The 13,556-nt window shown below is 64.6% G+C and carries 12 protein-coding genes and 1 tRNA gene; 9 read left to right on the plus strand and 4 right to left on the minus strand.

What is annotated here, in order from left to right; genetic code table 11:
* Positions 1-67: 67 nt before the first annotated feature.
* The gene (locus CH286_RS03390; protein ID WP_037155075.1) at positions 68-628 is read right to left on the minus strand and encodes a molybdenum cofactor biosysynthesis protein; all 561 of its coding nucleotides are present in this window, start codon (positions 626-628) and stop codon (positions 68-70) included.
* Between the two features lie 74 nt (positions 629-702).
* Here CH286_RS03390 and CH286_RS03395 point away from each other — a divergent pair, with 74 nt between their 5' ends.
* Positions 703-2,247, plus strand: a complete 1,545-nt coding sequence (locus tag CH286_RS03395) for a carboxylesterase/lipase family protein (RefSeq protein ID WP_094608327.1) — start codon at positions 703-705, stop codon at positions 2,245-2,247.
* Here the strand turns inward: CH286_RS03395 and CH286_RS03400 are convergent.
* Positions 2,240-3,106 (minus strand): DNA-formamidopyrimidine glycosylase family protein, encoded by an 867-nt coding sequence (locus CH286_RS03400; RefSeq protein ID WP_094608328.1) that lies wholly within the window; start codon positions 3,104-3,106, stop codon positions 2,240-2,242. The genes CH286_RS03395 and CH286_RS03400 overlap by 8 nt on opposite strands.
* A 29-nt stretch (positions 3,107-3,135) precedes the next feature.
* On the opposite strand from CH286_RS03400, the gene CH286_RS03405 reads away from it, so the two are divergent.
* The 3 genes from CH286_RS03405 to CH286_RS03415 are packed head-to-tail and all read left to right on the plus strand — an operon-like array spanning position 3,136 to position 4,823.
* Entirely contained in the window at positions 3,136-3,936 is an 801-nt protein-coding gene (locus CH286_RS03405) for a thymidylate synthase (protein ID WP_283164489.1), read from the plus strand.
* A complete protein-coding gene (locus CH286_RS03410) occupies positions 3,933-4,442 on the plus strand; it encodes a dihydrofolate reductase (RefSeq protein ID WP_094608329.1) in 510 nt (169 codons plus the stop codon). The genes CH286_RS03405 and CH286_RS03410 overlap by 4 nt, the downstream gene beginning before the upstream one ends.
* Before the next feature lie 54 nt (positions 4,443-4,496).
* Positions 4,497-4,823, plus strand: a complete 327-nt coding sequence (locus CH286_RS03415; RefSeq protein ID WP_032377351.1) for a cupin domain-containing protein — start codon at positions 4,497-4,499, stop codon at positions 4,821-4,823.
* On the opposite strand, the gene CH286_RS03420 is transcribed toward CH286_RS03415, so the two are convergent.
* Both CH286_RS03420 and CH286_RS03425 read right to left on the minus strand, forming a co-directional pair.
* Positions 4,816-5,676, minus strand: coding sequence for a universal stress protein (locus CH286_RS03420; RefSeq protein ID WP_032404355.1), 861 nt, complete (start codon positions 5,674-5,676; stop codon positions 4,816-4,818). The genes CH286_RS03415 and CH286_RS03420 overlap by 8 nt on opposite strands.
* A 98-nt stretch (positions 5,677-5,774) precedes the next feature.
* Complete coding sequence (locus tag CH286_RS03425) at positions 5,775-6,680, minus strand: acyl-ACP desaturase (protein ID WP_094608330.1); 906 nt, start codon at positions 6,678-6,680, stop codon at positions 5,775-5,777.
* A 328-nt stretch (positions 6,681-7,008) separates the two neighbouring features.
* Here CH286_RS03425 and CH286_RS03430 point away from each other — a divergent pair, with 328 nt between their 5' ends.
* The 5 genes from CH286_RS03430 (at position 7,009) to CH286_RS03455 (ending at position 13,412) form a co-directional block, all read left to right on the plus strand.
* A complete protein-coding gene (locus CH286_RS03430) occupies positions 7,009-8,241 on the plus strand; it encodes a PucR family transcriptional regulator (protein ID WP_032377353.1) in 1,233 nt (410 codons plus the stop codon).
* 87 nt (positions 8,242-8,328) lie between these two features.
* Positions 8,329-9,030, plus strand: coding sequence for an ABC transporter ATP-binding protein (locus CH286_RS03435; RefSeq protein ID WP_032378300.1), 702 nt, complete (start codon positions 8,329-8,331; stop codon positions 9,028-9,030).
* 50 nt (positions 9,031-9,080) lie between these two features.
* Positions 9,081-11,498: an FtsX-like permease family protein gene (locus CH286_RS03440; RefSeq protein ID WP_141215784.1), complete on the plus strand. Its 2,418-nt coding sequence runs from the start codon at positions 9,081-9,083 to the stop codon at positions 11,496-11,498.
* 394 nt (positions 11,499-11,892) lie between these two features.
* Positions 11,893-11,968, plus strand: a tRNA-Arg gene (locus CH286_RS03450).
* Between the two features lie 100 nt (positions 11,969-12,068).
* Positions 12,069-13,412 carry an HNH endonuclease gene (locus CH286_RS03455; RefSeq protein ID WP_176458119.1) on the plus strand — a complete coding sequence of 448 codons (1,344 nt, stop codon included), beginning with the start codon at positions 12,069-12,071 and terminating at the stop codon, positions 13,410-13,412.
* The last annotated feature ends 144 nt before the right edge of the window (positions 13,413-13,556 follow it).

Consider the following 13,556-nt stretch of genomic DNA (forward strand, 5'->3'; position numbering starts at 1 on the left):
GCACAGATTTGCTTCGTGAGCAAGCAGGTGGGTTGCCTTCGACGCCGGAGGCGCAACGACGAGGAGGTCAGATCGGCTGCGCGCGCCTGACCGACAGTGCTGCACGTGCCGCATCCAGCTCGACAGGGGAGCGCACCGCCAACTCTCCGACCCGCAGAATGCCGTCGGACAGCGGTTCGACACGGAGCCCGCCACGACCGATCAGCGCCTTGCGCGCACCGTCGGCCACCATGCGGTCCATCCACGCGCACGGGTGAGCCGGCCTGCCGCCGCGGAACGTGATCCAGCCGTCGCCGGAGTTCAGCTGAAACTCCTCCCCTCGCAGCGGGTCAAGTTCGAGCCCGCGAACCACGAGGTTGCGCCTGGCCACGGCCGGATCGGGTACCTCGACACCGAGCACATCTCCCACCGCCTCCCAGGCCTCGACAGCCAGGAGGCTCACCGCGGCCTCCGTGTGCGCCTTCACGCCGAAGAAGCGATCGCCGCGGATGCCCTTGTGGGCCACGATCTCGACACTGGACGGCAGGTCGGTCGGTACCTCGGCCGGGCCGTCCTTGGATCTCCCGAAGTACGCGTGCGTCGGCGCTCGCAGCAGCTGCACGATTTCGGCGCGATATTCGAAAGACATGTATTCGAGTCTGCCCGGTACCCAACCCCGCCGGTTCTTACCCGGGAGTAAGGACCGGTCAGTACACTCGCGACATGGCTGTGACGACACGCGTGACCACCTCCGACGGCATCATCGAGGGCAAGCCCGTCGGTGACCTCACCACCTGGCGAGGCATTCCCTACGCCGCCCCGCCCGTCGGCCCGCTTCGATTTCGAGCGCCGCAACCCACCGAGCCGTGGGAGGGCGTGCGCGACGCCACCGAGTGGGGCAACGCCTCGATTCAGCACAAGCGCGGCACGATGCTCGCGATCGGCAAGTATCAGCCGTCGAGCGAGGACTGCCTGACGCTCAACGTGCTGGCACCGAACGCACCGAGCGAGAATCCGCGTCCGGTCATGGTGTTCATCCACGGCGGCGCGTACACACTCGGTACGTCGGCCACCCCGCTGTACGGCGGCGGCTCTCTGGTGCGCCGCTCGCTGAAGGACGGCGACGGCATCATCTACGTCTCGGTCAACTACCGGCTCGGCGCACTGGGCTACCTCGACATGTCCCAGTTCTCCACTCCCGAGCGGCCGTTCGACTCCAACCTCGGCTTACGGGATCAAGTTGCGGCTCTGGAATGGGTACAGCGCAATATTGCCGAGTTCGGCGGCGATCCCAACAACGTCACCGTCTTCGGCGAGTCCGCGGGCGGAAACGCAGTCACCACGCTGCTGGCGGTTCCCGCCGCGAAAGGCCTTTTTGCTCAAGCTATTTCCGAGAGCTCCGCCCCGGGCATGACGACCACCAAGGAACGCGCCGATCAGTGGGCCCGCGAATTCGTCGGCTACCTCGGCGGCACGGTCGACAACGCTGCCGAGACGCTGGAGAACGCCGAGGTACTGCGGCTCGGACGGGCGGGCACCAAACTCGGTCTCACCACGTTGCACCGCACTCCGGGCCTGCTCCCGTTCGGCCCGGTCATCGACGGCGACTTCCTGCCGGTCAGCCCGATCGAGGCCTACGCGAACGGCACCGCGCACCGCGTTCCACTGATCATCGGCACCAATGCGCGTGAGGGAACACTGTTTCCGAAGTTCCTCGACGCGTTGCCCACCAACCCCGAGCGCATCACGAAACTGTTCTCGCTCACCGACCCCGACGCCGAAGCCGTTGTCACTTCAGGCTACCGGGGCTACCCGAACGAGCGCTCAGCCATCGACTTCGGTGGCGATTTCACCTTCTGGAAGCCGTCACTGGAAGTGGCCGAGGGGCATTCGCGTCACGCATCGACGTACTTCTACCGGTTCGACTTCGCGCCGCGGTCCATGAAGGTACTGGGCCTCGACGCCACCCACGGGTTCGAGTTGTTCGCCGTGTTCGGCATCAGCAAGACGCTGTTCGGCAAGGCGCTGACGCTCGCCGGCGGACGAAAGGCCTTTTCCGACGTCACCGAGCAGGTGCAGTCGCAGTGGATTGCGTTCGCCACCAACGGAAAACCGCTGGACTCGTGGCCGGAATACGACGAGGCCGAGCGCAAGACGTTGATCTTCGACACCCGCACCCGGGTACAGAAGGATCCGCGGAGCGACCGGCGCAAGGCGTGGGCCGGCTACCGCGGCTACGACAGCCAGAAGCTCGAACCCGTTACTTGAGCAGACGGGACATGCGGCGGTCGGCGAGGATCTTGCCGGCCGTCTGACACGTGGCGCAGTACTGAAACGATCGATCGACGTACGCGACTTCGCGTACCGGGTCGCCACAGACCGGGCACGGCAGTCCGGTCCTGGCATGCACCCGCATGCCCGATCGCTTCTCCCCCTTCAGACGCGCCGCATCCTGTCCGGCCGAGCGCGCCACCGCGTCGGACAGCACCGAGCGCATCGCCGCGTAGAGCGTCGCGACGGATTCGGGATCGAGCTTGCTCGACGACGCGAACGGCGAGAGCTTCGCGACGTGCAATATCTCGTCCGAGTAGGCATTGCCGATGCCGGCCAACAAGGACTGGTCCACCAACGAGGTCTTCAGTCGCGCAGTGGTACTTCCGAGAATCTCGGCGAACTCGAGCTCGGTGACCGTCAGCGCATCGGGCCCGAGGCGCGCGATGCTCGCGACCTGCTGAGGATCACGGACGACCCAGACCGCCAGTCGCTTCTTGGTACCGGCTTCGGTCAGGTCGATGGCAGGCGTGGCTCCTTCGGGGGTGAAGAAATGGATGCGCAGCGCCAACGGGCCCTTGCCGGGCTTGGGCGGCGCGGCGCTGGGATTGTCCACCCACCGCAGCCACCCGCCGCGCGAAAGGTGCGTGATCAACCACAGGTCACCCGCGCGCAGTGCCAGGTGCTTGCCGAAACGGGCAGCATCGGTGACGTCCTTGCCCTGCAGCTCGGTGAGCGGCGGATCGAACGTCTTGAGAACACTGAGTGCGGCGATGTCGATGCGTCCGATCACAGCACCGACGGCATGCTCGCGCAGAAAGCCGGCAAGGGCTTCCACCTCGGGTAATTCCGGCATGTGTCCAGTATGCAGCTACGATGACCGTCGTGATGGTTCCGACTCCGTACGAAGATCTGCTGCGCCACATCCAGGGCACCGGGACGGCGAAGTCCGACCGAACCGGGACCGGCACCACCAGCGTGTTCGGGCATCAGATGCGCTTCGATCTGGCTGCGGGCTTCCCGTTGATCACCACCAAGAAGGTCCATCTGAAGTCGATCGTGTACGAGTTGCTGTGGTTCCTGCGGGGCGATTCCAACGCCACGTGGCTACAGGAGCGCGGCGTGAGCATCTGGGACGAGTGGGCAGCTCCGGACGGCGAGCTCGGCCCGGTCTACGGAGTGCAATGGCGGTCGTGGCCCACCCCGTCCGGCGAGCACATCGACCAGATCAGCCAGGTCATCGAGACTCTGAAGACGAATCCGGATTCGCGTCGGATGATCGTCTCGGCCTGGAACGTCGGCGAGATCCCGCAGATGGCACTGCCGCCCTGCCACGCGTTCTTCCAGTTCTACGTGGCCGACGGCAAGCTCTCGTGCCAGCTGTACCAGCGCAGCGCAGACATGTTCCTCGGTGTGCCGTTCAACATCGCCAGCTACGCGCTGCTCACGCACATGGTGGCGGCGCAGACCGGGCTCGAGGTGGGCGATTTCGTGTGGACCGGCGGCGATTGCCACATCTACGACAACCACCGCGAGCAGGTTGCCGAACAGCTCTCCCGAGAGGCATATCCGTACCCCACTCTCAAACTGGCACAACGGGATTCGATCTTCGACTACACCTTCGAGGACATCGAGATAGTGGACTACCGGCACCACCCGGCGATCAAGGCCCCGGTCGCGGTGTGAGTGCCGAACGATTCGTCGGTCTGATCTGGGCTCAGAGCCGGGCCGGAACGATCGGTGACGGGGGTGGCATCCCCTGGCGCGTTCCCGAGGACATGGCGCACTTCAAAGCCACGACGGCCGAGCATCCGGTGATCATGGGCCGCAAGACCTGGGACTCACTGCCCGCGAAGTTCCGTCCGCTGCCGGGGCGTCGCAACATCGTGGTCACCCGCAACTCCTCGTGGTCCGAAGACGGTGCCGAGAACGCATCGAGCGTCGCCGACGCCGTGGCCAGGGTGGGCGAAAACCCGGTCTGGATCATCGGCGGCGGCGAAATCTATCGCAGTGCAATGAGTATCGCGACCCACCTCGAAGTCACCGAAGTCGATCTCGACGTCGACGGCGATACCAGTGCTCCCGCAATTCCGGAGGGCTGGATCGCGAAGGCCGGCGAGTGGCAGAGCAGCCGAGTGAACGAGACTCGGTTTCGCTTCGTGGAGTACGGAAAGGCTACCCAACCTTCCTGAGCGCGTTCAGGATTCCCCCGTCGTGACTGCGGGCAGTGCGTCATACTGACGATCATGGACAAGAAGTCACTCACCGCCCTTGCCCGTCAACAACTCAAGCTTGCCGTCGGCGCGTCGAGTGGCCGCAGTTCGCAGACGGTCTACGGCGGTCATCGACGCCACCTGAGGCAGACCGTCGTGGCCCTGGCCGCCGGGAACAAGTTGGCCGAACACGATCTGTCCGGCGAATCCACCGTCCTGGTCCTGAGCGGAAAGCTCGAGCTGATCAGCGGCGAGCGATCGTGGAAGGGCTCGACCGGCGACTTGCTCGTCATCCCCGACGCCCGCCACAGCGTCGAGGCCATCGAAGACGTGAGCTTTTTGCTGACCGTCGCTATGTGAGCGCTTTTCTCACTACGAGCACGGGGCAGTCCGCGGTGTTGACGAGTGCGAAACTCGTGGACCCCAGCAGCATTCCACCGAATCCGCCCCGTCCCCGGTTGCCCACCACTATCAATGCCGCGGTTTCGGACAGGCCACTGAGAACTCGTACCGGTCGGTCCTGAGCCACGATGCGCTGCACCTCGACCTCGGGAAACCGCTCCTGCCAGCCGGCGAGACTCTCGGCCAGTAGCGCCTCTTCGCCGTCCGCGATGGCGTGCCAATCCTTGGGCGCGCGTCCGAACGATTGCGTCAGATCCACATCGGACCACACGTGTACCGCGATCAACACGGCCGCACGCGCCGACGCTTCGGCGAACGCCCACTCGACGGCAGCCTGATTGACGTCCGACCCATCGATGCCCACGACGACCGGGCCCTCGGCAACCGGGCGACCGTCGATGTCACGACCCCGCACCACGGCCACCGGCGAGACGCTGTGAGCCGCCAAAGACAATGTGACAGCGCCGGTTTCGCTGGCACCGATCACCAGAATCTCGGCCTGCGCCGAGACGCCGATGAGAACGTCCATGACACCGCCCTCGATGGCACTCGACGTCACCTCGAACGCGGGATCATCGACGACCAGCGCGGCCAGAGTCTCGGCCGCCACCAACCTGGACTTGGCTGTCGCAACGAATTCCGTTGCTTCTCCGGCAAATTCGCTCAGGTCGACTACTCCCGGCATGTCGACGGCAGTGACGATGTGCAACCGCCGATCGCGTCGGTGCGCGCAGAGGGCCGCCCATATCACCGCCTTGTCCGCCGCGGCGGATCCGTCTATTCCGACGATGATCGGTCGAGAGCCTGTCACGATGGGGGCCTCCGGTCGTTGCCCCGAACACGAGGTGTGGAGCGTGAAGAAGAGTAGGAGTTCAGGTTAGTCGATGGACCCCGCCGAGGTAAGTGGTCTCAGCTGGCGCGCAATGCGTTTGCGTACTCCTGCGTTCGCATGGAGCTGCGCTCGATGGTGGCGGCCTGGGCATCGAGATGGTCCAAGTAGTCCGCCAGTTGATCGCGTTTGCGCGCTCCGGCACCGAGATCTGTCCGCTCGAAGATGCGCCACTGGGCCAACATGGGCCGCAGCACCTCGTCGAGATGGCGAGCGAGGTCGTAGATACCGTCGCGCGCGATGAGCATCGCACTGCGGGCGAAACCCGGCAGGTTGGTACCCGGTAGCTGGAAGTTCATGACGACCTCGGTGATGGCGGTGACCGTCAGGCCGGGTGCCACGGCGAGCGCTGCCGAAACCAGGTTCTCGAAGAATCGGACGTGCAGTTCCTGATCTGCGACGATGCGCCCGAGGAGACGATCTGCTACCGGATCATGGCACTGATCTGCGGTGTTGCGATGACTGATGCTCGAGACCGACTCGTCCAGGGCCACCTGAACGAGTGACCGGAGCAGGTGTGCGCCGTTCATCGGGGAGTCGAATCCCACCGCCATACATTGCGCTCGAGCTCGTCCGAGGGCGACCGGATCGACGCTGCGGGTGGCGACCAGGTAGTCGGTGACGGCCGCTGCATGCCGACGTCGTTCGTTGCTCCAGTCGGTGAGCCAGGACGGCCAGGCACCGACCTCGGTTGCCACCGCATCCCGGCGGTAGAGCGGAATGTTCTGCTCTACCAGAAGATTCGTCACCAGCGCGGCTTTCGCAGTTTCGGTCAGCGTCGAGGGACGCGATCCCCAGTACATCTCGGCACGGACGAAGTCGGCCGGTTCCCAGTGAACGGACTCGGCGCGGTGACGGGCGAGATTCTCCTCGATGGTCGGGCGCAACTCCCGGAGAACAGTGAACTGACCGATATCACTGTGCATGCTCGTCCCTTCGTCGCCCACTCCCAACGAGATCAAGGTAGATGTGCGCTGCACACCCCGTGAACGGCTTCGCGATTGTTTAGGGCAAGTCGCAGCCGTCCGCGCCACTCGCTCGAGATAGATCACAACGAGTTTTGCCGAAAACCTGGATCACACGTTGATAACAACCTATGATCGATCCTGTTAGAGGCCAGGAAACAAACTTGAAGTACGAAAACACCGCGGTTTTACGCTCGGTTGCATAGATTGAGCCATGGAAGCGCGTTGATACGCGTGAGTAAGTTTGCAGTCCGAATGACCTGAAGAATCCAACACGAAGGGTTGATCTGTGACCGTTCACAACTCGACTAGCCTCGGAATCATGGTCGCGGGTCAGCCTGCGTCGGCTCCTCTTCGCGACTTCCGCGCGGTGGCGCGGCTCCTGGTAGGGCATTTCGCAGCCAACACTCCCTGTGGGTCGTTGCCGGGCGAACAGCTCCACGGCGACGTCACCGAATTCACCGTCAAATGCATCAGCATCGCCGTCCAGATGCTCGACGAACGCCGCGCTCCGGCCGAGTCCGACCTGGCCGAGCTCCGCGCCAAGGCCAGCCAGTGGGCTCGCGAAGGTGTTCCGCTCGAATCCGTGCTCAGCGTCTACCACGAGGGCATCCAGATCGGTTGGAACCTGGTGTCGAAGCGGGCAGGCGAGGGCGATGCCGCACAGCTGATCGAGGCCGCGCGCATGTTCGTGCTGCTGTCGGAGAAGGTATCCATCGCCGCCAGCAAGAGCTACGTCGAAGAACTGCAAGCAGTGGCCAGCGAACACCACACTGCAGCGCACACTCTGGTCACCTCACTTCTCAGCGGCCACAACGCGGTGTCGATGGCACGTCAGTCCGGCATCGAACTCGCCGACAGTTACCTCGTGCTCGCCATTTCGGTGCCGCCGCACCCGGACGAGAACGACCCCAACATCCAGAAGACGGTCGCCGCTCGCAGAAAGCTGCGTCGTGTGCAGGCCGAACTGGCCACGATCTGCGGCCGCACTCCCCTGTCCCTGCTGAGCACCGAGGGCGGCACCGTCCTCATCCCCGGTGTGCACGACGACGAGTGGGTCGAGGCTCTGGTGCATCGCATCGGTACCGCCGCCGAGGTGCCCGTCACCGTCACCGCCGAGCAAGCCGCCACCGCGGACATCCCCACCGCAGCCGATCAGGTACACGAACTGCTGTCCCTGGCCCATCAACTGCACCGCCCGTCCGGCCTGTACCGCATGGACGACCTCGTGCTGGAGTACCAGCTGACGCGTCCGGGCCCCGGCCGTCGCCACCTGACTCAGATCCTCGAGCCGCTCGATTCGTCACCCGAGTTGCTCGAGACCCTCGAGATCCACATCTCGCACGATCTGAACCGGCAGCGATCTGCCCGCCAGCTCCATCTGCACACCAACACCGTGGACTACCGCCTCAAGCGGATCGCACAGCTCACCGGCTTCGACCCCACGCGTCCGTCCGGAATCCGACACCTGCAGGCCGCGCTGGTGGCCCGCCGACTCGAATCCTCGCGCGGCGCAGCCTGATCTGAGAGTTCCGACCGGTTTCTCGATCCGACGGCAGGTAGCGTCGAAGATACATTCGAGAAGCAAGGGGATTCGTCCGTGGCGAAGTTGATGCTGGAGTTGTCCGGGGTGGTCAAGGAGTACCCCACCGGAGAGCAACCGGTGCGGGCGTTGGACGGCATCGATCTCACGATCGAGGGCGGCCAGTTCGTCTCGCTCGTCGCACCGTCCGGTGCCGGCAAGTCGACGCTGCTGCACATGCTCGGCGCACTCGACACCCCGACGTCGGGTTCCATCCGGTTCGACGACGTCGAAGTCACCACCCTCGACGACAACGCGCAATCCGATTTCCGACGCCACCAGGTGGGCTTCGTCTTTCAGTTCTTCAACCTGTTGCCGACGATGTCCGCGTGGGAGAACGTCGCCGTCCCCAAGTTGTTGGACGGCACACCCATCAAGAAGGCCAAGGCCGACGCGATGCGACTGCTCGAGATGGTCGGGCTCTCGAATCGATCCGAGCACCGGCCGGCTCAGCTGTCGGGCGGCCAGATCCAACGCATCGCGATCGCCCGAGCATTGATGATGAATCCGGCACTGTTGATCGCCGACGAACCCACCGGAAATCTCGACTCGAAGACCTCCCACAACATCCTCGAGATTCTGGCGGACGTGGCACACGCCAGCGAGGGGCGTCGAGCAGTGGTGATGGCGACCCACGATCTCGAGGCCGCGCGCTCCACCGACCGCATCGTCAGCATGATCGACGGTCGCGTCGAGTCCGACACACCGACGGCCGGTCTCGATCGGTGATCGGGACCGCGCTCAGCAGATTTCGAGTCATCAGCCTTCGCGACCTCCGCATGCACTGGGTGCGTTCGCTCGTCTCGGCCGGAGTCGTCGCCGTTGCAGCCGGGTTGCTCATCGCTGTGCTCGGCACGTACGGGTCGTTGACCGGATCGGTCGAACGTCTCGCGGTGACGATCGCAGGCAACGCGAGTTACGAAGTCGTCGGCGTCACCGACTCGGGCTTCGACCAGAGCGAACTCGACGTGGTGCGCTCCGTTCCCGGCGTCGACACCGCGGTTCCCCTGCTGCGCAGCACCGTTCGGTCCGATGTCGGCGATCTGACGGTTCTCGGTGTCGACGCGTCCGTCACGGCACTGCAGTCGGATCTGCAGGGCGCGGTCGGCAACGCGGCCGGGCTGTTGTCCGACCCATCCGGTGTATTGGTCGGTGCCGCAACGGGTCTGAAGCAAGGCGACACCGTCACCATCGACGACGTTCCGACGACTGTGGTCGGCGTGGTCGACGGCCCGGGTACACAGCGCATCGGTGGAGGCATGTTCGCGGTCGCGCTCCTTCCCGCTGCGCAGGCACTGACCGACCGTCCGGGTGAGCTCGACTCGATCTTCGTCCTGGGCAGCGGCGACAGTCTGCGTCCCGACCTCGACGCCGCGCTCGCCGGCCGAGTGTCGGTGATGAATCCGGACTTTCGGGCCGACCGCGCGAACCAGGCGATGAGCCTGACGCGCAATGCCACGCTGATGGTCTCGCTGATTGCATTCGTCGTCGCGGCGTTCCTCGTTTTCAACGTCATGAACATGGCCATCGCGAAGCGTCGACCCACGATCTCTCTGCTCCGGGCTGTCGGCGGTCGCCGCGGCGATATCGTCCGCGACCTGTTGTTCGAGTCCGTTCTGGTGGGCCTGGTCGGCGGTGCCGTCGGTGTTCCGTTGGGAATCGCGATGGGCCGCATCGCCATCGAGAGCCTTCCACCGTTCCTGTCGCAGGCATTCGACGCACGGATCGAGTACGTGTTGCCCGGTTTTGCAATTCCCGTGGCGATTGCGGCGTGCGTCCTGGCCTGTGTCGGTGCCTCGGCCGTCGCCGCGGTACAGGTGTATCGCATCTCGCCGATCGAAGCACTCGCCGTCGGCGGCGGGGAAACCGCAGGCGGACCGCGCCGTCGATTCGTTGCTGCTGCTACCGCGTTCGGCCTCGTCGCCATTGCCGGATCGTTCGTGTTCGCCGTCAGCGTCGACGGGCAACTGACCCTCGGTGCCGGTGCACTGTTCATGTTCGGCGTCGTCGCGCTGTGCGTCGGGGCGACGGGTCCGATCGTGTCCGCCACAGCGGCCGTCCCTCGCCGCTGGGGTGGTGCCGGCCGACTGGCCACGGCCACCATCGAACGGGCCCCGCGGCGGATCTGGGCAACGGTGATGACGATCGTGATTGCGGTGGGAGTCAGTGTCGGAGTGTCGGGTTCGTTGACCAACATGACCGACTCGGCGGCCGAATCGCTGTCTTCGTTGGCGAACACCGACCTGTACGTGTCGATGAGCTCCCCCGACGCCATACCGTCGGGCCCCATCGTTCCCTCCGAGGTGGAAGAAGCCGTCGCATCGACTCCCGGTGTGTCTCGCATCGTCGAGGGGCAGTGGGCATACGCCACGATCGACGACGAACTGGTGTCCATCCAGGGCGTCGCCGACGGCAGCAATGCGGTGACACTCGCGTCGCTCACCGACGACGTGCGTTCCCAGGTGCTCGCTGGTGACGGTGTGGTGCTGTCCCAGGGGTTCGGCAGAACGTTGGGTGTGTCGGTGGGCGACTACATCGACCTCCCGACGCCGACCGGTGTGCAGAACGTGCGGGTGCTGGATCTGGTGGACTACATCAATGCCGCAGGCGGCACGATGGCGATCTCGTTGAACTCGATGCAGCGCTGGTACGACCGCCCCGGTGCGACCTACCTCGAGATCAGCGTCGACGGAGACGTTGACGCTGTGCAGGATTCGTTGCGTTCGACACTTCCGCCCGAGACCTTCGTGTACACCGGAGCTGCCGCACTCGAGGGCACCAGCGCGGCCATCAGACAGTCCGGTGCACTGGCCATCGCGCTGCAATGGATCGTCGCACTCGTGGCTGCGGTCGCGTTGCTCAACACGTTGACGTTGTCGGTTCTGGAGCGTCGACGTGAACTCGGCGTACTACGTGCCATGGGCGGTGGACGGGGAACCTTGGCGCGAATGGTGTTGGCGGAGGCACTGTCGGTCGGCATCGTGGGCGGTGTGCTCGGCCTGATCATCGGCGCCGGTCTGCAGTATCTGAGCACACTGATCCTCGGAGCCAGCATCGGAATCCCGGTTGCCTACACCGCCGGGTGGTCGGTGCTGCTGTACGGACTCGTCGCCCTCGGCCTGTCACTGCTGGGTTCCGCTCCCCCTGCCGTGCACGCCTCGCGACTGAACATCGTGGACGCCATTGCGGCGGATTGAGTGGTGGGCGGGGGCCTACGGGTCCGCACACGCGCGCGCGTTCGTCAGATGCGAGCGGAATAGTGTGACGAGCCTGCGCGCGTCTGACAAAGGCGCTCGCGTTTGTGGAAGGAAGGGTGATCGGCCCGCGATATCCAGTGTTTCGTCGGTATCGAATCGACTGCCGATCACACCGCTCACCAGCACCGCACCGCCCTGAACCTGATCACGTCGATGACCGGCACAGTGACGAGCAGCGGCGACCTGCTTCACGATCGCCACGGTGGGCCGCTAGACTAGCGAGCGCGATGTGGGCCAGCTGAGCATCTCGACAGCGAACCCATCCGCACCCGATTGTTCGCTGGATCGAAAGCCGTTGCTGGACAATGACTTCGATCCAAAAGAACGGTCACCAGCCTTCGTAGCTCAGGGGATAGAGCAACCCTCTCCTAAAGGGTAGGTCGCAGGTTCGAATCCTGCCGAGGGCACCACACAGCAATTTGGTGACCCTCCCCAGTTTCGTGCATCTATTGCGGAACCACAAAAACCTCCGTACTATCGAACATGCATTCGAGTACTGGGGAGGAACTCGTGGTCACAGCCGTACAAGATTCACCGCTGACGTCCGATGAAGTGTTGCGTTTCGTCGCGCGACTTCAGGCGTCCGATGTCGTTGTCGACGCAGCAGCCGGGATCGATTTGATCTCCGCTCTCGAGACGGTCAAGTGCGTCAGCGTGGCAACGCAAGCCGTGGTGACCGATGCCGTCGCAACAGCCATCAGCGCCGAGCGTAAAGAACTCGGTAAGCCGAAGGCTCAGTGGCGCAGCGGGATTGCGTCACAGATCGGCCTGGCCCGACGCGAGTCGCCGAACCGTGGGGGCACTCATCTGGGACTCGCTCGCGCGCTGGTACACGAAATGCCGCACACTCTCGCGCGCCTGAAAGCCGGCGAACTCAACGAATGGCGGGTCATGATTCTCGCTCGCGAGACCGCGTGCCTCACTGTCGACGATCGCCGCACCATCGACGAACGACTCTGCGCAGACCCGGCAACCCTGTCCGGTGCCGGCGACCGCACCATCGAGGGTCGCGCCCGCGCACTCGCCAACGAGCTCGACGCCGCCTCCCAGGTCAAGCGACGCGCCAAGGCATACGCAGCTCGGCGCACCAGCACCCGCCCGGCACCCGAATCGATGGGCTTCTTCACGGCGTTGACGTCGATGGAGAAGACAGTCTGCCTGTGGGCCACGCTGCGACGAGACGCCGACACCATCATCAACGCCGGCGGCGACACACGCACCCGCGACCAGATCATGGCCGACCTGGTGTTCGAGCGAATCACCGGCGCATCGGCGGCTCAAGGTCCGCCGGTGACCGTCGACATCGTCATCTCGGACTCGACCCTCCTCGCCGGTGGTGACACGTCCGCATATCTGCACGGCTATGGCGACATTCCGTCCGACGTCGCCCGGCAACTTATCCGAGACACGCTCGACAGTGAGACGCACATCGCATTGCGCCGTCTCTACGCCCATCCGACATCCGGAGCACTGACGGCCGTGGAGTCCACATCGCGAGGTTTTCCCACCGCGTTGGGACGCCTCATCGATCTTCGAGATCGCACCTGCCGCACCCCATGGTGTGACGCGCCGATCCGACACCACGATCACATCAGACCGCACACCGCAGGTGGCAAAACCAGCGCCGAGAACGGCGCAGGCCTTTGTGCCGCATGCAATTACGCGAAAGAAGGGGAAGGCTGGACGGCCGAAGCGATACGAGACAAACGCAACGCGCGACATCGCTACGGGCTCATCTCACCCACGGGGCACACCTATGACTCGAGTGCCCCGCCCATGCCGGTGGTCGAGCTCTACAACTCGCGGATCGAGAACGTGATGATCACCGGGCTCTTCGACGACGACGCTGCGTGACGCGTCACCGCGGGAAGAGACCGAGCCACAACTCGGTTACACTCGGTGACGACGCGCGTAGCTGCACGTCAGACGTCGTGGAATGCTCCCGAATCACCATGTGCACCCTGCACAGGCTTCTCTTACGGCGATCGAAACTGCCCA

The organism is Rhodococcus sp. WWJCD1, assembly GCF_002258735.1.
GTDB lineage: Bacteria > Actinomycetota > Actinomycetes > Mycobacteriales > Mycobacteriaceae > Rhodococcoides.

What these genes read in the sequence shown, in the direction of transcription:
- CH286_RS03415 (WP_032377351.1), top strand. Translation starts at nt 4,497, where the DNA reads ATGGACAAGAAGTCACTCACCGCCCTTGCCCGTCAACAACTCAAGCTT.
- CH286_RS03390 (WP_037155075.1), bottom strand. Translation starts at nt 628, where the DNA reads ATGTCTTTCGAATATCGCGCCGAAATCGTGCAGCTGCTGCGAGCGCCG.
- CH286_RS03400 (WP_094608328.1), bottom strand. Translation starts at nt 3,106, where the DNA reads ATGCCGGAATTACCCGAGGTGGAAGCCCTTGCCGGCTTTCTGCGCGAG.
- CH286_RS03425 (WP_094608330.1), bottom strand. Translation starts at nt 6,680, where the DNA reads ATGCACAGTGATATCGGTCAGTTCACTGTTCTCCGGGAGTTGCGCCCG.
- CH286_RS03395 (WP_094608327.1), top strand. Translation starts at nt 703, where the DNA reads ATGGCTGTGACGACACGCGTGACCACCTCCGACGGCATCATCGAGGGC.
- CH286_RS03440 (WP_141215784.1), top strand. Translation starts at nt 9,081, where the DNA reads ATGCACTGGGTGCGTTCGCTCGTCTCGGCCGGAGTCGTCGCCGTTGCA.